19 protein-coding genes are annotated in these 21,501 nt (G+C 62.7%); 7 read left to right on the top strand and 12 right to left on the bottom strand.

Annotated features, from left to right (window positions below; genetic code table 11):
* Positions 1-12 precede the first annotated feature (12 nt).
* The gene (locus MK181_01435; protein MCH2418455.1) at positions 13-1,197 is read left to right on the top strand and encodes a cytochrome P450; all 1,185 of its coding nucleotides are present in this window, start codon (positions 13-15) and stop codon (positions 1,195-1,197) included.
* A complete protein-coding gene (locus tag MK181_01430; protein MCH2418454.1) occupies positions 1,194-1,955 on the top strand; it encodes an SDR family oxidoreductase in 762 nt (253 codons plus the stop codon). The genes MK181_01435 and MK181_01430 overlap by 4 nt, the downstream gene beginning before the upstream one ends.
* Positions 1,956-1,961: 6 nt before the next feature.
* On the opposite strand, the gene MK181_01425 is transcribed toward MK181_01430, so the two are convergent.
* The 5 genes from MK181_01425 to MK181_01405 all read right to left on the bottom strand — a co-directional run bounded on the left by MK181_01425 (position 1,962) and on the right by MK181_01405 (position 7,585).
* A complete protein-coding gene (locus tag MK181_01425) occupies positions 1,962-3,800 on the bottom strand; it encodes an ATP-binding cassette domain-containing protein (GenBank protein ID MCH2418453.1) in 1,839 nt (612 codons plus the stop codon).
* Between the two features lie 11 nt (positions 3,801-3,811).
* On the bottom strand, positions 3,812-4,699 hold the full coding sequence (locus tag MK181_01420) for a branched-chain amino acid ABC transporter permease (protein ID MCH2418452.1): 888 nt from the start codon (positions 4,697-4,699) through the stop codon (positions 3,812-3,814).
* Positions 4,696-5,412: an ABC transporter ATP-binding protein gene (locus tag MK181_01415; GenBank protein MCH2418451.1), complete on the bottom strand. Its 717-nt coding sequence runs from the start codon at positions 5,410-5,412 to the stop codon at positions 4,696-4,698. The genes MK181_01420 and MK181_01415 overlap by 4 nt, the downstream gene beginning before the upstream one ends.
* Before the next feature lie 16 nt (positions 5,413-5,428).
* Complete coding sequence (locus MK181_01410) at positions 5,429-6,625, bottom strand: hypothetical protein (protein ID MCH2418450.1); 1,197 nt, start codon at positions 6,623-6,625, stop codon at positions 5,429-5,431.
* A gap of 90 nt (positions 6,626-6,715) precedes the next feature.
* A complete protein-coding gene (locus MK181_01405; GenBank protein ID MCH2418449.1) occupies positions 6,716-7,585 on the bottom strand; it encodes a fumarylacetoacetate hydrolase family protein in 870 nt (289 codons plus the stop codon).
* A 92-nt stretch (positions 7,586-7,677) separates the two neighbouring features.
* Here MK181_01405 and MK181_01400 point away from each other — a divergent pair, with 92 nt between their 5' ends.
* Both MK181_01400 and MK181_01395 read left to right on the top strand, forming a co-directional pair.
* On the top strand, positions 7,678-8,490 hold the full coding sequence (locus tag MK181_01400; protein MCH2418448.1) for an acetoacetate decarboxylase family protein: 813 nt from the start codon (positions 7,678-7,680) through the stop codon (positions 8,488-8,490).
* Between the two features lie 11 nt (positions 8,491-8,501).
* Complete coding sequence (locus MK181_01395) at positions 8,502-9,770, top strand: cytochrome P450 (protein ID MCH2418447.1); 1,269 nt, start codon at positions 8,502-8,504, stop codon at positions 9,768-9,770.
* A gap of 51 nt (positions 9,771-9,821) precedes the next feature.
* On the opposite strand, the gene MK181_01390 is transcribed toward MK181_01395, so the two are convergent.
* Genes MK181_01390 through MK181_01380 form a run of 3 tightly spaced genes read right to left on the bottom strand, consistent with a single transcriptional unit; the run spans position 9,822 to position 13,580 of the window.
* Positions 9,822-10,859 carry a hypothetical protein gene (locus tag MK181_01390; GenBank protein MCH2418446.1) on the bottom strand — a complete coding sequence of 346 codons (1,038 nt, stop codon included), beginning with the start codon at positions 10,857-10,859 and terminating at the stop codon, positions 9,822-9,824.
* Between the two features lie 27 nt (positions 10,860-10,886).
* Positions 10,887-12,053 carry an acyl-CoA/acyl-ACP dehydrogenase gene (locus tag MK181_01385; protein ID MCH2418445.1) on the bottom strand — a complete coding sequence of 389 codons (1,167 nt, stop codon included), beginning with the start codon at positions 12,051-12,053 and terminating at the stop codon, positions 10,887-10,889.
* A 36-nt stretch (positions 12,054-12,089) separates the two neighbouring features.
* Positions 12,090-13,580, bottom strand: coding sequence for an aldehyde dehydrogenase (locus tag MK181_01380; GenBank protein MCH2418444.1), 1,491 nt, complete (start codon positions 13,578-13,580; stop codon positions 12,090-12,092).
* A 133-nt stretch (positions 13,581-13,713) separates the two neighbouring features.
* On the opposite strand from MK181_01380, the gene MK181_01375 reads away from it, so the two are divergent.
* Positions 13,714-13,878, top strand: a complete 165-nt coding sequence (locus MK181_01375) for an aldehyde dehydrogenase family protein (protein ID MCH2418443.1) — start codon at positions 13,714-13,716, stop codon at positions 13,876-13,878.
* A 3-nt stretch (positions 13,879-13,881) separates the two neighbouring features.
* Here MK181_01375 and MK181_01370 read toward each other — a convergent pair whose 3' ends face one another.
* The 4 genes from MK181_01370 to MK181_01355 all read right to left on the bottom strand — a co-directional run bounded on the left by MK181_01370 (position 13,882) and on the right by MK181_01355 (position 17,393).
* Entirely contained in the window at positions 13,882-14,751 is an 870-nt protein-coding gene (locus tag MK181_01370) for a tryptophan 2,3-dioxygenase family protein (GenBank protein MCH2418442.1), read from the bottom strand.
* A 114-nt stretch (positions 14,752-14,865) separates the two neighbouring features.
* Positions 14,866-15,711, bottom strand: a complete 846-nt coding sequence (locus tag MK181_01365; GenBank protein MCH2418441.1) for an alpha/beta hydrolase — start codon at positions 15,709-15,711, stop codon at positions 14,866-14,868.
* Between the two features lie 228 nt (positions 15,712-15,939).
* Entirely contained in the window at positions 15,940-16,770 is an 831-nt protein-coding gene (locus tag MK181_01360) for a PhnD/SsuA/transferrin family substrate-binding protein (protein MCH2418440.1), read from the bottom strand.
* Positions 16,746-17,393 carry a hypothetical protein gene (locus MK181_01355; GenBank protein ID MCH2418439.1) on the bottom strand — a complete coding sequence of 216 codons (648 nt, stop codon included), beginning with the start codon at positions 17,391-17,393 and terminating at the stop codon, positions 16,746-16,748. The genes MK181_01360 and MK181_01355 overlap by 25 nt, the downstream gene beginning before the upstream one ends.
* 92 nt (positions 17,394-17,485) lie before the next feature.
* On the opposite strand from MK181_01355, the gene MK181_01350 reads away from it, so the two are divergent.
* Positions 17,486-19,930 (top strand): FAD-dependent oxidoreductase, encoded by a 2,445-nt coding sequence (locus MK181_01350; GenBank protein MCH2418438.1) that lies wholly within the window; start codon positions 17,486-17,488, stop codon positions 19,928-19,930.
* Positions 19,927-21,501, top strand: a complete 1,575-nt coding sequence (locus MK181_01345) for a trimethylamine methyltransferase family protein (protein ID MCH2418437.1) — start codon at positions 19,927-19,929, stop codon at positions 21,499-21,501. The genes MK181_01350 and MK181_01345 overlap by 4 nt, the downstream gene beginning before the upstream one ends.

Below are 21,501 nucleotides of genomic sequence, written 5' to 3'. Positions count from 1 at the left end.
TTGTGCTCGACCTTGAACATCGGCGAGTCGGTCAACCTAAGAGAGTTGGAACTCGACCCTGATCCGATTCTTGCTCGGATGCGGGCGGAGGAACCCGTCTGCTTTGTGCCGTCTCTCGATATGTGGATGGTCACGAAATGGGATGACCTCATCCACATGGAAGATCACCCCGATGTCTTCACTGCCAACACCAGCCCGTCTTTCTTGGCAAGAGCACTAGGTCCGAACATGCTCACCAAGGACAAACCTGAGGCCTCTCGAACGCGAGATGCAATGCTCCCAATCTTCCAGGCTGGTGGGGTGGCCGGGAGCTTTGCTTCGGAGACGTTGGTCGATCTCGCTGACCAACTGGTGGACGGATTCATTGAGGAGGGCGAGGCCGACCTCATGACTTCGTTTGCCGCTCCCCTGGCCGCAAACTCTTTGGCTTCTGTGCTCGGGCTCGATTCTCACGGTTGGGAGCAGGTCTGGCAGTGGTGCGAGGGGCTATGTGCCGACATAGCGAACTTCGCGAACGACCCTGAATTGACCTCTATCGGAAATCAGGCACGCGAATCCCTGGGAAGAGCAATCGACCAGAAAATCGATGCGACCGTTGAAAACCGCAACGACCTGTCAGCCATTGCTCAATTTGTTGCCGCTGAAGTCGACGGTCAGCCATTGGATCGATCCGAAATCGTGAACAACGTCCGCCTAATGATTAGCGGAGGCATCAACGAGCCACGCGACGGGATTGGCCTAGTCGTTGGAACTGTGCTCGCCGATCACCAACTACGAAATGAGTTGGCTTTGGAACCTGGTCTCTGGCGCAGGTGCGTCGAGGAGGTCTTTCGATTGCATTCTCCGGTAGGAACCATTACGCGGCAGACGACTCGTGAGACTCGACTAGGCGACAAGGTCCTTCCGCAAGGGTCGTTGGTCGCCGGAGTCATTCGATCGGCGAATCTCGACGAAGAACGGTGGTCGGATCCCAAGAAGTTCGATCTGCACCGCTCCGAAGGTGGCCACGCGGCATTTGCGACTGGCGACCACAGATGTCTGGGTGAGTGGCTCGGTAGGCAGGTGGTCAGGATCGGTTCCCAAAGGATCCTCGATCGTCTACCAGATCTGGAGATCCAGCCAGGTAAGGCCATCAAGCTGCACGGATTCGAGTTCCGCGGACCCACCGGCCTCCCGTGTAGGTGGGACCAACCATGAGCCAAGCCAATGTGGTTTTTGTAACCGGCGCGGCTTCTGGAATCGGCAGAGCCGTAGCGGAACGGCTCACGAACGAGGGGTCGTCCGTTGTTGTGGCCGACAGTGACGTCACAAAGGGTCACGAGACTTGTGAGTCCATTGCTTCCGCAGGAGGGCGCGTGATCTTTCAAGAGATAGACGTCCGAGACCGAGGTTCCATACGGTCAGCTGCAGACAATGCAACTAGCCGGTTAGGTGAAATCACTGGGCTCGTGAACTGCGCTGGCGTCGTCACCATGACTTCTTTGGCCGACCTAACGGAAGAAGAGTGGGACCTGGTTGTCGATGTGAACCTGAAAGGAACTTGGCTGGTCACGCAAGAAGTAGCGCGTGATATTGCCAGCACTGGCGGTGGATCCGTCGTCAACATCTCGACGGTCGAAGCTGAGGTGGTTGTTTCCTCCGCCGGCTACTGCCAGGTCCATTACAACGCGTCCAAGGGCGGGGTCAAGATGCTCACAAAGGCTCTCGCCGTTGAATTGGCCAAGTTCTCCATCCGAGTCAACGCAGTGGCACCTGGACCGATCGCCACCGACTTCGTCTCCTTGGAGGGCATTACCGCTCCGGAGACACTGGAAGCGCTTAAGGACAGGCTCCTGATTCCCCGGATTGGTCAACCGGAAGACGTCGCTTCAGCAGTGTCCTTCCTTCTCTCCGACCAGTCGTCATGGATCACCGGGGTGCACCTACCGGTAGATGGAGGTTGGTTGACGCGCTGAGAAGGATTAGGTGGACGAGCCGATCGGCCCACCCAGGTAGGCGGCTTGTACAACCGGGTCCTGAGAAACCTCGTCGGGTGTGCCCACAGCGATCACCTTTCCCTGATCAAGGACATAGACGCGATCACAGATACCCGTGATGAAGTTCAGGTCGTGATCGACGACGACGACACCGGCTTGAACGAGTCCCGCTATTTCTCGAATCCGGTGAATCATCTGCTCCGACTCGAGATCACCCATGCCGCTCGTGGGTTCATCAAGCAGCAGAAATCGGGGGCCAGCTGCGGCCGCCCGGGCAAGTTCGAGACGCCGCGCGTTCCCATAGTCCAGTTCACCGGCGCGCCGATGTCGGAGCTCTGCCAAGCCACTGGCACGAACCAAGAGTTCAACGTCCGGCAGCGAGCGGCCGGCAATGTGTCCGGCAGTTGCTAGACGGGCGACTTCGATGTTCTCCTCGACTGAAAGTGCAGGAAACAACCTGAGGTTCTGAAAGGTCCTGACAATCCCAGCCCGGGCGATCAGGTGTGAAGGCAGACCGTCGAGAACTTGCTCGTCTAGCCGAATCGACCCAGCGCTGGAGGTGACAAGAGACGTGATTGCGTTCAGCAGCGTGGTCTTCCCGGCCCCATTAGGGCCGATGAGGCCGACTACCTCATTGCTCGAGGCCGTCAGGCTTGCCCCATCGAGCGCTCGGAATCCTCCGAAATCAACGACTATCCCGGTCGCATGGAGGAAGCCTTCGGGGCGAGAATCCTCAACTGGACGAAGGGCGGGTGGCTGATCTCCGGGCTTCCTAGTTGCGCGCCTCGTCAACCAATGATCGGGCTCCCAGTCTCCCAAGATTCCATTAGGCCTGAAGATCATGAAGCCCAGCATTGATGCACCAAGAAATACATCCGTGAGTCCGCTTCGAAGGACCCAGTCGAGAAATGGAAGGTCAACTGACGGCCCGGCGAGGTAACGAGTGAGTTCGCTACCGGTACTGATGATCACTACACCTACGAGAGAACCCGTGACGCTGTTTCGACCTCCGACAATGAGCATTGTCAAGGTAAGCAGGGTGTATTTGAAGAAGAAGAGTCTCGGATTGATACTTCCGAGTTCAAATACCCGAAGAGTTGCTCCAATGGACACAACGAAGACGGACAATAGGAGTGCGATCATCTGCTGTAACGCGGGATGAATCCCCATTGAACGTGCTGCCAGATCATCTTCTCGCGCGGCCTGGGCGAGCCGGCCATATCTCGTTTCCTTGAAGAGCCGCGCTACCAGGAGGGCGAGGAGCAACGCCAGATAGATCCATCCCCGCCCTTGAAGTGTCACGCCCCCGAGCGGACTGAAGGAGAGTCCTGTCTTGCCGCCGCGAGTCAGGTCAATCCAATTCCTTGCGACTTCGTGGACAACGAACAGCAACGCGAGGGTGATGACTGTGGCAGCTACGGCACCCGAACGTGCTCCCGAACGAGCAAGTCCCAAACCAATGACGAAAGCAACCACTACCGCGATGAGTGCTGCGGTCAAGGACGACTGAAACGGGGTCAGGGCCACTTCAGCTAGGCCAAACGGAGCATCCGGGATCTGTACTGCTTTTCGTTCCGGGGCAATTGCGCAAACAGCAAATGCATAGCCAGCGATGGCCCCAAAGCCGATATGTCCAAAGGAGAGAACACCTGTGTTGCCGATGTAGATCTGGATTCCGAGTACAACAATCGCGTTGATGAGCATCTGGGTAACCAGACCCTCGCTCGCAGAGTTCCCAACGGCTGTGTAGATGATCCCGCCGCCGACAAGGAGCAGATACGTGGTTAAAGATCCCGCCAGGGGAAGAACCAGACGATCAACCATCCGTCTGGGCACTACACGCGCTCCGCCCGACGCACGGTTATGAGGCCTTGTGGTCTGAAGACAAAGAGAAGCGCTATGAGGAGGAAGACGATCCCGTCGGTTAGGCCCACCAGGCCTTCTGGAAGGCGAGAGATCAGGAGTACCTCGGCGAGACCGAGTATGACGCCGCCCATGACCGCTCCAGTAAGGCTTCCGAGCCCTCCGATAAGGGCAGCAAGCACGCCTTTGAGCATTGGGCTGAGTCCCGCCGTTGGCCCTGCCTGGCCGCTGCGCATCAGCCAAAAGACGGCGGCAACTCCAGCTAGCAAACCAGAGAGTGCAAAGGCGCCGCGAATGATCCGATCACTCCGAATCCCCATCAGTCTGGCGGCATCAAAGTCCTCAGCAGCTGCCCGCAAACTCATCCCGAACATCGTGCGCTGAAGTACCCAGTACGTGGCACCCAGTGTCAGGAGAGTGAAGAGAATGACCAGAAGGTCGAACACTTCCAGGCTGACGCCGCCCACTTTCCAAGTCTGAAAGATCCATCCCGGCCGGGGGAACTGGCGGAAGTTTGCCGAGACATACATCACGAACGCGGCCTGCACCAAGAAGTGAACACCAAACGACGTCATGAGCATTGTGAAATCTGGCGCTCCCCTTACCCAGCGGAAAGCAACGAACTCGATGGCCACCGATGTCAGGCCAGCAATCAGGACAATCGCTGGGGCAATAAGCCACCAGTCCCATCCAGCGACGAAAAGGCCGTAAGCCGCATAGGCACTCACGGTTATGAGCTCGCCATGAGCGAAATTCACCAGGTGCATCACCCCAAAAATGACCGCGATCCCCAGGGCAATCAGCGCGTAGATCCCACCACGACCGAAGCCATCCACGACCTGCTGAAGAAGTTCGGTCATACGAGGTCGACATTTCGGCCGAGATAGGTATCAAAAAGATCTTGGCGCGCGAGCAAGTCACGGGCGAGGCCACTAGCTACAACCTCTCCAGATCGCAGCACGTATCCACGGTCCGCAACTTCGAGAATCCGCTGGGCACTCTGCTCAACGACTAAGAGGGTGAGGCTGGCATTTCTGAGTGTCTCGATGAGATCAAAAACAACATCAGCAAGCTTTGGGGAAAGCCCGAGAGTCGGCTCGTCCAAGAGGAGCAACTGGGGCTCAGCCATCAAGGCGCGACCTATAGCTAGTTGCTGTGCCTCACCACCCGAGAGGTAACCCGCCGAAGTGCCCAGCTTGCTACCCAAGGCCGGGAAGAGCTCTACAACCTCATTGCGCAGCTCGATTCTCCTGGCAGCGGTCTTGGTGACACCCCCAACCAAGAGATTCTCATTGACGGTGAGGTCGGCAAAGATCCGACGGTGCTCCGGGACGAGTGCTAAGCCAGACCGGAGAATCCGGTCTGGAGCCCAACTGGTGATGTCGTCGTCGCCGAGCGAAATCTTGCCGCTAGAGGGCTTCAGAAGACCAGCAACCGTCGCCAGGAGCGTGGTCTTGCCAGCACCGTTCGGGCCGATGAGGCAGACAACCTCACCGGCCCGGACAGTTAGGCCAACTTCTCTTATGGCAGCGATCGCTCCATAACGGGTAGTAAGCGATTCGACTTCAAGCACCGACTACCCAGCGCACTCAGTCAATAGTGGCCGCAAGAGTTGGAGCACCGCCAACAACTTGATGGACAAACACAGGCTTGTCGGGAACGCCTCCCAAGCCCAAGTAGGTCAGATCTCCGGTCGCCCCGTGGACATCCTTGGCGTTCTTGATCGCCGCACCAAGAACTTTCGGATCCGTTGATTTGGTCCGAGCGAACGCGTCGATCACAACTGCGATCGCGTCTACAGCCAAACCACCGAATGAAGCGTTCTCAAGCGGTGCGCCGTATGTCGCCTCATAGCTGTCGGCAAGAGCCTTAATACGACTGCCCTCGGACGGGAACGAATGGGTCGTGTGGTAGAAGCCTTCGACCCCGTCGGTGAAGTAACCGCCCGTGGCCTCAAACGCGTCCGTCACCAAGTAGTTGGTCGTTACACCCGCTGCATCCATTTGGCCCCGCAGGACAGCGGACTGGAACGACAACATGGCCGAATAAACCACGTCCGGTGCCTGTCCTCCACTAGCGAGTTCGTTGACCTGCGTCGAGAAGTCCATGTCGTCGATAGGCGCAAAGCCGTAGTCGGCGATAATTGAACCGCCCCCGGCAGTGAAGACCTCGGTAAACACTTCGGGGTTGTAACCAAAATAGGGGCCAGGGGCAGAGAACGTGACCGCTGTGGACCAACCCTGATCCAGCGCGAACTCGGCCGCCGCGGTGGCCTGCATTGTGTCGTCGAACGCGACCAGATAGGAGTTAATCGACGCGTCGGCCAACGTCGGCTCAGTTGAGGCCACGAAAAGAACTGGAATCTCACCGGCGGTCACCTGGAGAAGCGGTTCTCCAAAGTCCGGGAATGGCGGACCTAGCAACGCCGAAGCACCCCAATCGATAAGGGACTGGCTCGCACGTTGAGTCACCTCGGGGTCACCTGCGATGTTCTCCATCATCCATTCGAGTGTTGTCCCGGAAACCTCGCTGCAGTTGTCGAGGTCTGTCGCCAATACGGCATCAATATCGATCCCAACTTCTGCGTCGATACCACCAGCGCAGTTGACTAGAGCAACAAAGTGCTCTCCGGCCTGACTCGCAGGCATATCTGCAAAGCCACCCAGATCGGAAAGGTCCGCTGCGTAGCCCACCTTCAGTGTCGAAGACGAGTCCTCATCGCTGCCGCATCCTGCGGCAAGCAAAGACAACGCGAGCAGGATGCTGATAATTGCTGACTTCTTCACTCCGATTGCCCCCTCAGAAGACACCAGTTCACAATTCATAAAAAGGTAGACCTCGAACTATTTGGGGTCCAACTCGCGGATCGCGAGGACCTAACCCCGGTGAGGGGGACGAATGCCGCGAAATTCCCAGTCCCCACCGAGCGCTGTCGAGAGAACTTCTTCAGACTGGGAGGGTTGAGCTCCTACATCGTCGCGAATTTCATCTGGTCCTGCCACGACCGTGTTCTCAAGTACACCCAGACCTTCGACTTCTACTGAGACCACATCGCCCGGGCTGACGGGCCGGGAATTGGCTGGGGTACCCGAGAAGATCATGTCGCCGGGATACAGACTGATCGTCCTGGCTAGATCCGCTACGAGGTAGTGCATATCCCAGGTCATCTCTTCGGTATTGCCGTCCTGCACGACCTTGCCATTGACCAGTGTCCGGATGCCCTTGCCACGGAAGTCCCACCCTTCCACCAGACCGGGGCCTACCGGGCACAGGGTGTCCGACCCCTTGACCCGCAGCATTGAACCGGCGTCGGTGTCTCGAAAATCATGCAGGCCGTAGTCATTCCCGATCGTGTATCCAGCGATGTACTCACCTGCGTCGCTCGGACTCACATTGCGACAAGGCCGGCCAATCACGATGACGATCTCGCCCTCATAGTTCAGCCAATGACAGCGCTCAGGACGCACCACGTCTCCTCGATGTCCGTTCAGCGAAGACGTGGGCTTGTGAAAGTAGGTAGGCGCTGCCGGCAGCGAAACCTGGAACTCTTCGACCCGACTGACGTGGTTGAGGTGGACGCACAGAATCTTGGATGGCTCACTGGGAGGGAGGTGGAACGCCTCGGACTCTGGGATGCGCCAGCCGTCGTCGGCCACTAGATGGTCGCCATCCACCGATACGGAGGTCACCGACCCGTCTAGGAGAATCCGCCGCGTCTCGCGAGTAGCGCTTCGGTTCCTTGTCATCTCCCACTTCCCATTAACCGGCCCGGGTTCATGATGAGCCAAAGCAATCTTTGCATGGAAATCATTAGGGACCAAAAGATATGCTGTCCCGCATGCCGAACCTAAAGGGCTTCACCTTCCCCCGCAGTGCTACGGGAGCCTCGGCTCTCGTCCCGTCACCACCCTGGCACTACTCGGGCGACATGCTCACCGTGGAGTACCGGGCCGACCCAGTGGCGGTGGCCGAATTGCTCCCGGAACCGCTGGCCCCGGCAAACGAGGACCCGGGAGCTGTAGCCGTTATCTGGGCCGACTGGCAGTCGTGCTCCAACGACTTCAACGAAGTGGTCGACCCTGACCGCCTTCAATACAAGGAGTGCTTAGTCGTCGTCCGCTGCACGTATGAGGGCGAGACCTACAGCCGCTGCGTCTACATCTGGGTCGACAAGGACTACGCCATGCTCCGCGGCCATGTACAGGGGTACCCCAAGAAGCTCGGCGACATCTGGATGACCCGACCGGTCACCGTCGGGAAGGCCGGCCCCCGCCTCAAACCAGGTGGCCGTTTCGGTGCTACCTGTTCTGCCTACGGACGCCGACTGGTCGAAGCCGAGTTCACAATCACCGGTCCTAGCGAACACTCCGGGTTCGTCAACGCCTTGCCCATGCTCCACCACCGGTTTCTGCCGACCATCGAGGTTGACGGCACCGATTCGCTGAACGAACTGGTCACCATGCAGGGCTATGACGCCGAGGTAAGTCCGGCCTTCACCGGTGACGTCGACCTGCGGGTATTCGAATCTCCGGTCGAGGAACTCAGCCGCCTCGCTCCTCGGGAGATGATCGCCGGCTACTGGCGCAGCGTGGGTGTGTCGTGGAACGGCGGCACCACACTGGCCGACCTGCGGCCGGGAGCTGGTTCGTAAGCGTCGTTGCAATGACCCCGATCGCCCGCCACCCTTGGACACCGGACTCCGACGACGGCCACGCCGATCTGGCCTCCCACGACACCTGGGTCGATGGCACCCCATACGCCACATTCCAGCGCCTACGTGACGAGGATCCGGTGGCCTGGGTCGACGAGGTCGACGGCGCCGGCTTTTGGACCATCACCCGGCACGCGGACGTCATCGAACTCAACCGCCGCTGCGAGGACTTCACCTCGTATCAGGGGATCCGGCTGGAGGAAATGGATGCCGAGGAGACTGAGGCCCGGCGGACGATGATGGAGCTCGACCCGCCTGACCACACCCGCCTTCGGAGGCTGGTCAACCGGGGCTTTACCCGCCAGACCGTCGAGTCCTATGAGGAGCCCATCCGGGAGCTCACGGCCGGCATCCTGGACGAGGCCCTGGCCCTCGGCGAGTTCGACTTCGTGGGCGAGGTGGCCCGTGTGCTGCCCATGCGTATGTTGGGCCGGCTCCTCGGGGTGCCCGACGAACATGCTGAGCAGCTTGTGGACTGGGGCGACCAGTTGCTATCCAACTCCGACCCCGAGTACACCGACCACGTCGTCGATCAGGTCGATACCGATGAGTTTCGACTTATCCCCTTCCGCAGCCCAGCCGGCCTAGAGGTCTTCCGGTATGCCCAGGAGGCAGCCGCCGAACGTCGTGGATGCCCCCGTGACGACGTGATCTCGCGTTTGTTGGCACCAACCACCGACGGCGCACCGCTCAACGATCTGGAATTCAACAACTTCTTCGCTCTACTGGTGGCGGCTGGCAACGACACCACCCGCTACTCCCTGACTGAAGGTCTGCGGGCTCTCGTAGACCATCCCGTGCAGATGCAGGCTCTACGGGACGAGCCGGCGCTGGTGGAAACGGCCGTCGAAGAGATTCTCCGCTGGACCACGGTTACCACCCACTTCCGTCGCACTGCGACCAGTGACCAAGAACTCCACGACCGCACTATCCGTGCAGGCGACAAGGTGGTGCTGTGGTGGACGGCTGCGAATTACGACGAGCGGAAGTTCGACGACCCCTACCGGTTCGATCTCCGCCGGGACCCTAATGACCACGTGGCCTTTGGCCGTAACGGTCCGCACCTGTGTCTGGGGGCGTGGCTGGCCCGCATGGAGATCCGGGTCACCCTTCAAGAGTTGCTGGCCAAAACGAACGACATCCAGGTAGTCGATAAATCTGATCGGCTGCGCTCCAACCTGATCAGCGGAACCAAGCACCTCACTGTTCAGGTCACCTGAGTCGTCACCCGGACTAATCCACCAGCACTTGGATGTCCTGTGCCAGCCGACTCAGGCCAGTTCGTCAACCAGCACGCCGTTGACCACCACGGGATCACCGTCGAGGGTGACAGTGCAGTTACGCATCGGCAAGTCGAAATGTCCTCGGCAAAATCGGCCGGCAACCTCGTTAGCACCGGTCGACCACAGGAAGTTTCCGGCGAAGGCCCGTAGTTCCGTGCCGTTCACGTCAGCCTTGTCGTACAAGGGGAGGACGTCCCACCTGCAGGCGTGATTCATGCCCCAACCTAAATGACTCACTGCGTAGGCCTCAGGCTCCTCCCACGCCGCCAGGTAAGAAGAGAACAACTCGGCATCCAAGCCGTCTCCCTCTACGGCTACTACGTGATCGGCCTCCAGCGTGCAGGCGATTGGCGACCGCACATACTCCTTGAAGGTCAGATTGGCGTCACCCGGTGCCATCACCACGGTACCTGAGGTTGATCCGGCGGCCGGGAAGCACAGCACGAGTCCGCCAGGCCAGTGGGAGATACCACCCGGCGCTGTGACCGTGCCGTCCGAGCCGGCTACCGCAGCACCCTCCAGGTCCACGGTGAGGTTGGTTCCTGCAGCCGAGGTGACCTGCATGGTCGACGCAGCAGCTAGCCGCTGGCGGCCTCGCTCAACCCGCTCGCCCATCCGCTCGTCATGGCCCACCCGGTCGAACACCTCCGGGTGCTCGTTGGAGAGCATCAGGGCACGAGCGCCGTCGGCGAGTAGTGCCAAGCGTTCCTCAGCGTGTAACAAGCCTTCCACGGTGCAGTCCACGATGAAGTCGGAGGCGGCCAGGCCCGCGACGACGGCTGGGTTGTGGGCGATAGCCACCGTGGCTCCCGTGGAACGCACCGGCACCGGTCCCCGATTCGGCGGTGTAGGCACCACCATCGTCGACACCGCCACACCGAGGCGCTGGAGGGCCAGTACCGCCACCTCGACCAACTCGGGTCGGCTGTCGTCCTCGGCAAGGACCACCGCCGTCTCTTCGGTCGTCACTGCGCAGCGGACAAAGTGATCCGAGAAGGCCTCGACCCGGTGCCACGGAACGCTCATACAGGTCCTCGCTTTCCACTCGTCAGATCAGTCGTAAAGCCCAGCACGGCCCAGACGGTCGAGGGCGGCCTCGACACTCCACGGGAGCATGGTGGCACCGCAGCGGGCATCGCGATACATCCGCTCCAGTGCGCTGGGACGCAGCAACGACCGGCCACCGCATACCCGCACAGCGGTGGCCGCCACCTCTGGTGCAGTCTCCATGGCCGTAACCGTGGCCGCCAAGGCCCGTTCGACCCGATCCGGTCCCGGGTCGACTCCGACCTCGCCCAGTACCCGGTAGGTGAGGGCCTGCGAGCGTTCCCATGCAAGGCGCATCTGGGCCCAGCCGTGCTGTTTCTGTGGCAGGTCCCGACGCTCTACCGGACCATCGTCGCCTCGCAGAGCCTCCGCCGTGTAGTCGAGCACCGCACGCTGGATCCCCAGATAGGTGAAGGACAACGTCATGTAGAAGTACGGCCACCGGGTCGCCATCTGATCGAAGCAGCCGGGCGGCAGAAACTCGTATTCGGCGGGAACGAAGGCGTCCTCGAAGAGCAGGTTCTTGGAGTTAGTGCCCCGCATTCCCAGCGGATCCCAATCACCCTCGATACCCACGCCTTCTGCATCCGCCGGCACACCAAGAAACCGGACCCGGTCGTCCCCCTCAACCATGCAAGTCACGTTGTGGCTATCAGCAACTTCGGACAGAGAGGCGAAGATCTTGCGGCCCGACACCCGGTACCCCCCGTCGACCGGGACAGCCTGCACTGCGAATCCGGCAGTCTCTCCGGAGGCCCGTCCCTCACTAAATGGCTGAGCGTGGAGGTGGCCGTGGTCGATGACGCCCTTCCACATGCCGATCCGCCGCCGGTCGTGTTCGTCCCTCTCGGTGTCCGACATGTCCAGATCGTCGGCAATCTGCCCAGTCAGCAGCATTGTGGCCGTGTGCATGTTGAAGGTCAGCGCCGTCGACCCGCAGTGTCGGCCAAGCTCCTCAGACACCAGGGCATAGGTCACGAAGTCACCTCCCAGACCACCATGCTCCTCCGGGATACATAGGCCTAGGAAGCCGGCATCCCGGAGGTCTGCGTAGTTCTCGTGCGGAAACGCCGCGTTGCGATCCACGGCATCCGCACGAGCGGCGAAGGCTGCTCCCATCCCCGCTACGCGTCCTACCAATTCGCGGCGTCGAGAAGTCCAGAGTTCAGTCATGGCGTCAGATCATGCCTGACGGATCAAGGTGATCCATCAACTAATCGTCCCATCCTTCACTTGGAGGGTCTTCAGGTCGGCGTGGAACTCCAGCGCATAGTCGCCGCCCTCGCGGCCCAACCCGCTGATCCCGAGGCCCCCAAACGGAGCGGTCAGGTCACGTACCAAGAAGCAGTTGACCCAGGTGGTGCCGGCCCGCAGTGCACCGCCGACCCGTTCAGCCCTCTGCGCCGAGCCAGTGAACAGGGTGGCTGAAAGACCGTAGGCAGTGGAGTTGGCAAGAGCCACCGCCTCATCCTCGCTGGCGAACGTCTGGAAGGTCAGAACGGGGCCGAACACCTCGTTCTGCACGATCTCGCTGTCGTTAGACGCCGGAGAGATCAGCGTCGGCTCGACCCATAGTGCGTGATCGGGCCGTCCAGACCACCAGTCAGGCACGTAGCGAGCACCACCACGCAGCACCTCGTCACCAGCCGCCCGGGCCCGTTCGATGAAGCCCTCAACCCGGGACACGTGGGTGGGATGGATCATTGGGGTGATCGTGGTTGCGTCATCGTGGCTGTCACCCAGCACGTGGGCATCCACGTGGTCGTGAAACCGGGCCAGGAAATCGCCCGCAACCGACGCCTCGACCAGCAGCCGCGTGCCAGCCAAGCAGACCTGTCCCGAGTCATCGTATTGACCAGCAGCCGTGCGAGCCGCGGCCTCGAGGTCACTGTCGGCAAATACCACCAGAGCGCCCTTGCCTCCTAACTCAGCGGTAAATGGGACGATGTTGGCTGCGGCCGCCACCCCGATGTCTCGGGCGGTGGCCGACGAGCCGGTGAACGAGAGACGTCGGACTCGCGGGTCGGAAATCAGAGCCGAACCCACGTCGGTGCCGATCCCCTGGACCACGTTGAACACTCCGGGAGGCAGCCCGGCCTCATCAACCAGGTCGGCCAGCAGGCTGGCCGACAGTGGCGACCACTCGGCGGGCTTAAGGACTACTGGGTTCCCGGCGGCCAGAGCGGGGGCCAACTTCCAGGTAGCCAGCATGAATGGGGCGTTCCACGGCGTAATCACCACGGCGGGACCAGCCGGGAGGCGCTGCACTCTGTTGGTAGTGCCGTTGGATGACCAGGTGCGCTCCTCGTGCTCTTCCGCCAACTCGGCGTAGGCACGGAAGTTGCGCGCTCCCCGGCCGATAACCCTGTTACGGAGGCTCTCGTGGCGCATAGCCATGTCGACGCACTCCACTGCAGCCAGGTCCGCCACCCGCTCGTCAACCAGATCGGCCAGCCGACGAAGATACGGGGCGCGGCCCGAGGGACCGAGAGCAGCCCAGCCCTCGAATGCTTCCGTCGCTGCTGCCAAGGCCACGTCCGCTACGCCAGCGTCTCCTGCGGATACCTCGGCTAAGACGGCCGACCAGTCCAGCGGCGAACGGTCTTCAAAAGAGGTGGCAGACGAGAGGCGACGCCCGGCTACGTAGTGGTCCACCGACACCGGCACGCCAGCCACCTCAACCCGCGGTCGCTCGCCCACGTCCGTCCCCCTTCCTGCCAGTTAGTCGGCGCCTCAAGTGCACATAGGCAGCCGACGGACCCGGTCGTTTGGTCCCAAAAGATCTTGGGCATTTTAGATTGTCCCGGTCTGGCACACCCCGCCGGAGATCACCATGAGCGAACACCACCTGATAGTCGTCGGCACCAATCGAGTCGAGGCCACCGAAGTGACTGAGGTCCTCTCGCCCTACGACGGCCAAGTTCTGGGCAGTGTGCCCACTGGCACCACGGAACACATCGACGCTTCTATAGCCGCCGCGAAAGCCTCTCTGGGGTGACGGTCAAGTCCCGAGCCGGGTCCGGACCGTCCACAGTTCCGGGAAGTACCGGTGTCCGGTGGTCTGATGCAGCCAGCCGACGCCATCCGAACCACCGGTACCTGGCTTGTGCCCGATGATGCGTGCGACCAGGACAAAGTGCCGCCATCGGTACTGAGCCATCTGGTCATCGAGAGCGATGAGCGCTTCGCCGAGCCGGTAGAGGTCGTCGTCGGATCCCCGTCGACAGTAGATGTCAAACCAGGCCTGCTCGACGCTCTCCTGCGGCTGGTACGGCTCCGACCAATCCCGGTCCAGGGCCTCACCGGAAACCTCGTATCCGCGATGTTCCAAGAGGGCGATGACCTCGTCGTAGAGGCTCGGCGTTTCCAGGGCTTCTTCCATGTACGGCCAGACGTGAGGAACATTCCGGTGCGCGCTGGCCAGACGACGGTCCTTGTTGCCCAGGATGAACTCAACGTGGCGGTACATGAATGAGAGTTGCCCCGAAGCCTGGTCCAGGTGGTCGCGAAACTGGTTGAAGCCCTCAGCCGAGATAGTGGTCACCACGTCCCATGTGGAAGTCAGGAGTCTCGCGACCTCCCGGCTCCGGTCGAGGACGGTCAGGGCGTCGTCCGCCGAACCCTCCCGGAGCAGGTGCCGGGCGTTGTGCAGTTCGAAGTGCAACAACTTGAAGAGCAACTCCTTGGCCTGGCCCATGATGAAGAAGCACATCTCGTCGTAGGCCTCGCTACGCGGGTGCTGGAGCGACAGGAGGAGGTCGACGCTCTGGTAGTCGATATACGGATTGCTCGTCGCAGCAAAGTCGACCAGAGGGCTACCACCGGTTCCTTCCACCACCTCGGCGCGGCTGGCGGCGGTCCCCATTCCCATTGGCCGGGGATCCGTGCTGGCGTGGACCCCTGTGGGGTCGACCACTATCGGTATTTGTGGCTTGAATGCGGGCATCCACCGTCTCCGTCGCCCGTCGGGTCTCGCCCGTCAGACCTAGAGGACTGACAGTACCCGGCGGGTGATGTCCGTCGTGGGGTCAGCTAGGTCGAGAACCACGTCAAAGTGGTTCCTTGCCGGCACTTCACGGACGGTGCAGGTCGTACCAGCCTGCGTCAGGCCGTTGGCAAACTCCCGGCTCTGGGCTTTGAACTCGGTTGTCTCGACCTCTCCCCAGCAGACAAGGCTCCTGGGAAAACCATCGAGGGTGGCGCGCGCCGGACTCATTGACTCCACCTCGGAATCAGCGAGGTTCAGCGGGATGTCGATGGAGGTACCGACCAGTGGGGCGAGGTCGTAGATCCCCGATATCAGCACCGCGGCACGGACAAGGTCGGCGGGTAGGCCGGCCGCCTGCTGCCACCCGGGTAGGGCCACCATCGCTGCGAGATGCGCTCCGGCCGAGCTACCCGACACGACGATCCGACGTGGATCGATGCCGAGTTCGTCGGCCTGATGGTGGAGCCACCCAACAGCTCGACGGCACTCATCGACAATCTCCGGAATGGACGCGTCTGGTGCGAGCGTGTAGTCGACGGCAGCCAGGGCGGCCCCGGCACCCACGAGCGCGGGAGCGGCGAACGACGACTCGTCTTTTGAGAGTTCCTGCCAGTAGCCGCCGTGGAAAAACACCAGGACCGGTATGGCGTGACCAGTGGCATCCGGAGGCTTAAACATGTCCAGGCGGTGGCTCGGTGCTGGGCCATACGCATGTTCACTCCACGTCTGGATTCGCGACCGAGCGTCGGCGCTCATCGTCCGGTAGCGGGCTACGAACGGTCCGTAGTCACCACCGATGCAGGAACTTGGCGAGTAGGCCTCCTCTCGTTCCTCCAAGCCCATTGACCGCCACCGAGTGCCGGGCGTTAGTGCTCCGGAACCGCCGCGCAATCCCCGCCACCTCCTGAGGGCCCGGTACAGGGGCCACGGAAGGCGTCCACGATGGCTACGCCGCCGACCACCTGAGGCCGAATGCTCGCTCAACCCAGCCTCGGGCCCCTGGTCACCGAGATTCATTTGGCCACACTATTGGTCCCCTAGAGCCGTCATCGGCGCCTCCGCCGGGTCGGGTCAAGCGATGGTGGGATAGCCAGCGGCCGCCGCCGCGGCCAGGCGGTCAGCGATGACCTGGTAGTCCGACGAAGGTCGAATCCGGTATCCGTAGAGGTGGAGCGGTTCTCGCACTGCGACGTCGAGGCCCGCTACAGCCCCAGAGATCGCCTCGTTCAGGGCATCACGTAGGCCGGCGCTGGCCCACCCGGTGACCAGCGGCAGTCCCGGGGTCGGATCAGTCCAGGCCACAATCCGCAGGCTGTCCACGGCCGGCTCGTGGTCGAGACCAAGGCGCCAGCACACTTCGTCGACGGCCGCAAGGTCGGCCCGACCCTCGGCAACAGCCCGCAGAGAAGCACGGTGGGAACCGGAAGTGACCACGGTGTCGAAGAACCGGCCACTGACGGCTAGCGGGGCGAACAGGGCCAGCAGCGCCCCGTATCCGGACTGTGACCGGTCCCCGTTAGTCGCCACCGTTCGGCCCCGAAGGTCCTCTAGGGCATTGATCGAGTCATCGTTCCGGCAGACCACCACCGACCTGTAGTCGCCAGGTTCGCACCCGTCCACCCCACGGTCCAGGACGCCGAGCACTTCGATCCGGCCACGGAGTTCGTCAACTACCTGCCAACCACAGGTTTCCCCGATTAGCAGGTCGGGATGCGCCCACAGTTCCTCTGACCGCGTCGGTCGCCAGACGCTGTCAGGAGCCTCGATCCCATTGGCCCGCAGTCGCTCCACGATGGCCGACCACAGCGCATCGACGGCGTCTCGTACCTCAGGCCAGTCGTACATGGGTAGCCCGGCCACCGGGTGGGTGGTCGACCTCACCACGTTCGTACCGCCGTCCACGTCGGCTGCGCGTCCGGCACCAAGCCGTAGTCCCAATACTTGGTCCCGTGCAGCACAATTTCGCTAGCCGAATCGACGCCGCCTGCGAGTTGCCCGTTGTGGATCCGGACGTCCCGGTAGAGGGTTGGCGACATCCGGACCGCCCCCCGGTGGACCTCACTGCCTCGCCAGTCCTCTGCATCAGACGGAACCGAGTGCAGGACGAGGTTGGCCCAGAAGCCGTCCACCGTCTCGATGGTCGAGTAGCTGGCGATACCCGGATACCGGCGAAACTCCTGGGTGAGCCGGGCGTCCAGTCCGTCGATTGGATCTTCGTCGGATTCGGCCCCTCCTTTGGACTGCCGCCGACGGCTGCCAAAGAACCCCACGACCTCTAGATCCCGGCCGTTGACCAGCCGAGCCAGGTCGCACGGCACCAAGCGACGCTTCAGCCCGTGGACGAACCAGACCAGGGGCTCGTACTCGACTACGTCGACGGCGCCCTTGGATACCAGACGGGCTAGGGCCCGCACGTCCTGGAGCATGTAGGCCAGCAACCCGCGGTCGGCGGCGTAGAGGTCGGGGTCGGTACACGGGTGGTCGGCAACCATCTCGTCGGGACCGATGACCGCGGACGGGCTCACAACCGGAAAGTTTAGGAACCATCGGCACCGGTCGACAGAAGGACTACGGTCGGCCCGTCATTGGAAGAGTCCGAGCACCCACGGGAGCACCCATGCGCAACGACGCGCAGTGCGTGATCATCGGCGGCGGCGCCATGGGTGTCGGTCTGCTGTACCACCTGGCCCACGAGGGCTGGACTGACGCCCTGCTTATTGAGAAGGGCGAGCTCACCTCCGGCTCCACCTGGCACGCTGCCGGCCTCGTCCCCCACTTCATCGGCAGCCTCAACATGGCCAAGGTCCACGCCTACGGCGCCGAGCTCTACACCAAGCTCGAGGCCGAGACCGGCATGGCCACCGGCTGGCACGGCTGCGGAGCCATCCGCCTGGCCGTCAACCACGAGCAGGCCGAGTGGTATCGGTACGTCCAGGGCGTGCTCGACCAGATCGGCATCGAGTCCCATCTCATCGGCCACGAGGACATCCGCCAGAAGGCCCCCCTCATGGAGTCGATCGACGACGTCGTACTCGGCTTCTGGACCCCGGCGGACGGCTGGTCCGACCCCACCGGCTCCACCAACGCTATGGCCACCGGGGCCCGCCAACTGGGCGCTGAGATCGCCCGTCATACCCTGGTCACCGGGGTGTCCCAACTGTCCGACGGCCGCTGGCGGGTCACCACCGACAAGGGCGAGGTCACCTGCGACCACGTCGTCAACGCGGCCGGCCACTACGCCCCTCAGGTTGGTGCCATGTCGGGCATCGACGTCCCGATCGTCTCGATGATCCACCAGTACCTGATCACCGAACCGCTGGACGCCATGAAGGCCTGTGAGGTCGAGATGCCCGTCATCCGCGACCCCCGCTCGTCGTGCTACTACCGGCGTGAGATCGACAGCCTGCTCATCGGCCCCTACGAGACACGCGACTCCATCACCTACGGGCTCGAAGGAATCGACTGGAACCTCCACTTCCACCTCACCTCGCCCGACCTCGACCAGTTGGCCCCGTGGTTGGAGGTGTCGGCCGAGCGATTCCCGGTGTTTGCCGAGGCCGGCATCAAGCAGGTAGTCAGCGGTCCAATCACCCACACCCCGGATGGCGGCTACCTCATGGGCCCGGCCGCCGGGCACCACAACTACTGGTTCTGCGCTGGCGCGTCGATCGGCATCACCCAGGGGCCGGGCGCTGGGAAGTACCTCGCCCAGTGGATGGTCCACGGCCAGACCGAAATCAACGTGCGAGAAATGGACCCCCGCCGGTTCGGCCCGTGGTCTGACCTGCAGTACACGATCGACAAGTCCGTCGACGAATACCACGAGATGTACCAGGTGCGCATGCCCGGCGAATACCGATCTGCCGGACGACCCCTGAAGCGCACCCCCATCGCAGAGAGACTCGACGCCCTTGGCGCCCAGTGGCAAGACGTCTGGGGCTGGGAGCGCCCCCGCTACTACGGCGACCCCGAGGAGTACTCATGGCGCCGCTCCAACGCCCATGACATCGTTGGCGCCGAGTGCCGCGGCGTGCGCGACCGCGTCGGAATCGCCGACCTCACAGCCTTCGCCAAGTTCGCAGTATCCGGCCCCAACGCCGAGACCCTGCTCGAACGGCTCTCAGCCAACCGGCTCCCGAAGCGACAGGGGGGAATCCGCCTCGTCCACATGCTCACCGAGTTGGGCGGGATCGAGTGCGAGATGACCGTCACCCGCATGGACAGCGACCGGTTCTACCTCAACTCGGCCATTGCCGGCACCACACACGATCGGGACTGGCTGGAACAGCACGTGCTGCCCGCCGAGGACGTCACCATCGAGGACTGGACCGACCAAATGGGGATCCTGGCCGTCACCGGCCCCCGGGCCCGTGACGTCCTCGGCGCCTGCACCGACGCTGACCTGTCCAACGAGGCGTGGCCGTGGCTGACCTGCCAGCAGGTCACCGTGGCCGGTGTGCCGAGCACCGCCCTCCGGGTCAGCTACGTCGGCGAACTGGGCTGGGAGATCCACCACCCCATCGACGAGATGCCCCAGTTATACGACGCCCTGGTGGCCGCCGGCGAACCCCACGGCATGGTCCACTTCGGCTCGTCGGCCATGAACGTCCTACGGCTCGAGAAGGCCTACAAGGCATGGGGTGGCGAGCTCACCACCGAGATCACGCCCATCGAGGCCCGCCTCGAACGCTTCGTCGACCTAGAATCCGGCCGGGACTTCCTCGGCCGGGACGCCACGCTGGCCCGCCGGGAAGCCGGCGGGCCCGATGGCACAAAACTCGACATGGTCCTTATCTACTGCGAGGTCGACGCCACCGACTCCGACTGTCGGGGCAACGAGCCCTGCTACGACCCGTCGGGAGACGGCGGCCTCTGCATGGGTGTAACTACCAGCGGCACGTGGGGGCACACCGTCGGGAGGTCCCTGGCCTTCGCCTACGTAGACCCGGCCTTCGAGGCCCCCGGCTCACAGTTTGAGGTCACCCTGTTCGGCGAGCGCCACACGGCCACCGTGTTAGCCGAGGCGGCCCACGACCCGGCCAATGAACGGGTGCGGGCATGAGCGCTTCCGAAAAGCGCACTGGCCGGGCCGGTGGACGAGCCGCTCGGGTAGCGGCGCGCGCCGCCGGCCTTGCCGACGACGAGAAGGCGGTCCGGCCCGGGTTGTCAGGCGGCGCCTACAAGCCGCTCACCGACTCAGAATGCCGCACCGTCTACGACACAGCGCTCACCTTGCTCGACGAGTTCGGTATGGGGTCGCCCATACCCGAATTCATCGAGGTTGTCGTCCCAGCCGGAGGCTGGGTCGACGAGGATGGGCGACTCCACTTCCCGCGCTCACTGGTCGAGGACGCCGTGGACATGGCGGCCAAGTCGTTCACCTGGCACGGCTTCGACGACGACCGCTCCATCGAGGTGGGCGGTGACCGGGTCCACTTCGGCACGGGGGGAGCCGCTGTGTCGGTCTACGAGCACGAGACGAGGAAGCACCGTCCATCTGACCTCCAGGACGTCTACGACGTGGCCCGTCTCGTAGACACCCTCGAGCACGTCCATTTTCACGTCCGCACGCTGGTAGCCCGCGACATGGTCGAGGCCCGCAATCTCGACGTGAACACCGCCTACGCAGTGGCGATGGGTACTACCAAGCCGATGGGCACCTCATTTTTCCAGCCCGAACACGTGCATGAGGTCGTCGACATGTTCGACGAGATGCTCGGCGGCCAGTCCGGGTCGTTCGCCAAGCGCCCGTTCTGTGTAGCCAACAACACCTTCGTGGTGCCGCCGCTGCGCTATGCCGAGGACGCCGTGCGGTCCATGGTCGCCCAGGTACGCACCGGTATGCCCATCAATCTGCTGTCGGCCGGCCAGGCTGGCGCTACCTCGCCCGCTGCCCTGGCCGGCTCGCTGGCCCAGGCCCTCGCCGAGTGTCTGTCCGCCCTGACCTGCGTCAACCTGATGAACCCCGGTCATCCGTGCGTGATGGGCTTGTGGCCCTTCGTGTCCGACCTCCGTACCGGCGCTATGAGCGGGGGTTCGGGCGAGGAGGCGGTGCTGAACGCGGCGGCCGCCCAGGTCGCTAACTGGCTGGGCCTCCCGTCCGGGGTGGCCGCCGGCATGGCCGACTCCAAGATGCCCGACAACCAGGCCGGCCACGAAAAGGGGCTCACCGTCGCATTGGCTGGCCACGCGGGAGCCAATCTCGTCTACGAGTCTGCCGGGATGCTGGCCAGCATTCTGGCCTGCTCGTACGAGGCCCTGGTGATCGACAACGACATGTTGGGCGCCGTCAACCGGACCATCCGGGGCATCGAGGTCACACCGGACAAACTCTCAGTCGAAACCATTCGGTCGGTCATCCACGGCGACGGCCACTTTCTGGGTCAGGACCAGACGCTTTCCATCATGCAGTCCGAGTACATCTACCCAGAGGTCGGAGACCGGCTGAGCCCGGACGACTGGTTTGACGCCGGTGCCTCATCGGTCGACGAGCGGGCCCGGCTGCTGGCCCGCGAGGTGCTATCAAGCCATTTCCCGGCCCACGTGCCCCCTGACTTCGACACCCGGGTCCGCGAACGGTTTGACATCCGGCTCCCCGCCGAGGAGCTCACCCACTCCAGCCGCTGGGGCTGA

This window comes from Acidimicrobiales bacterium (assembly GCA_022452035.1).
Classification (GTDB): domain Bacteria; phylum Actinomycetota; class Acidimicrobiia; order Acidimicrobiales; family MedAcidi-G1; genus UBA9410.
The sequence above is the reverse complement of the archived record's forward strand: the minus strand, read 5'-3'. Positions and strand labels throughout refer to the sequence as shown.

Coding starts and splice junctions, on each gene's coding strand:
- MK181_01430 (MCH2418454.1), top strand. CDS start 1,194: ATGAGCCAAGCCAATGTGGTTTTTGTAACCGGCGCGGCTTCTGGAATC.
- MK181_01425 (MCH2418453.1), bottom strand. CDS start 3,800: ATGGTTGATCGTCTGGTTCTTCCCCTGGCGGGATCTTTAACCACGTAT.
- MK181_01420 (MCH2418452.1), bottom strand. CDS start 4,699: ATGACCGAACTTCTTCAGCAGGTCGTGGATGGCTTCGGTCGTGGTGGG.
- MK181_01405 (MCH2418449.1), bottom strand. CDS start 7,585: ATGACAAGGAACCGAAGCGCTACTCGCGAGACGCGGCGGATTCTCCTA.
- MK181_01400 (MCH2418448.1), top strand. CDS start 7,678: ATGCCGAACCTAAAGGGCTTCACCTTCCCCCGCAGTGCTACGGGAGCC.
- MK181_01395 (MCH2418447.1), top strand. CDS start 8,502: ATGACCCCGATCGCCCGCCACCCTTGGACACCGGACTCCGACGACGGC.
- MK181_01390 (MCH2418446.1), bottom strand. CDS start 10,859: ATGAGCGTTCCGTGGCACCGGGTCGAGGCCTTCTCGGATCACTTTGTC.
- MK181_01385 (MCH2418445.1), bottom strand. CDS start 12,053: ATGACTGAACTCTGGACTTCTCGACGCCGCGAATTGGTAGGACGCGTA.
- MK181_01375 (MCH2418443.1), top strand. CDS start 13,714: ATGAGCGAACACCACCTGATAGTCGTCGGCACCAATCGAGTCGAGGCC.
- MK181_01370 (MCH2418442.1), bottom strand. CDS start 14,751: ATGGGAATGGGGACCGCCGCCAGCCGCGCCGAGGTGGTGGAAGGAACC.
- MK181_01365 (MCH2418441.1), bottom strand. CDS start 15,711: ATGGGCTTGGAGGAACGAGAGGAGGCCTACTCGCCAAGTTCCTGCATC.
- MK181_01350 (MCH2418438.1), top strand. CDS start 17,486: ATGCGCAACGACGCGCAGTGCGTGATCATCGGCGGCGGCGCCATGGGT.
- MK181_01345 (MCH2418437.1), top strand. CDS start 19,927: ATGAGCGCTTCCGAAAAGCGCACTGGCCGGGCCGGTGGACGAGCCGCT.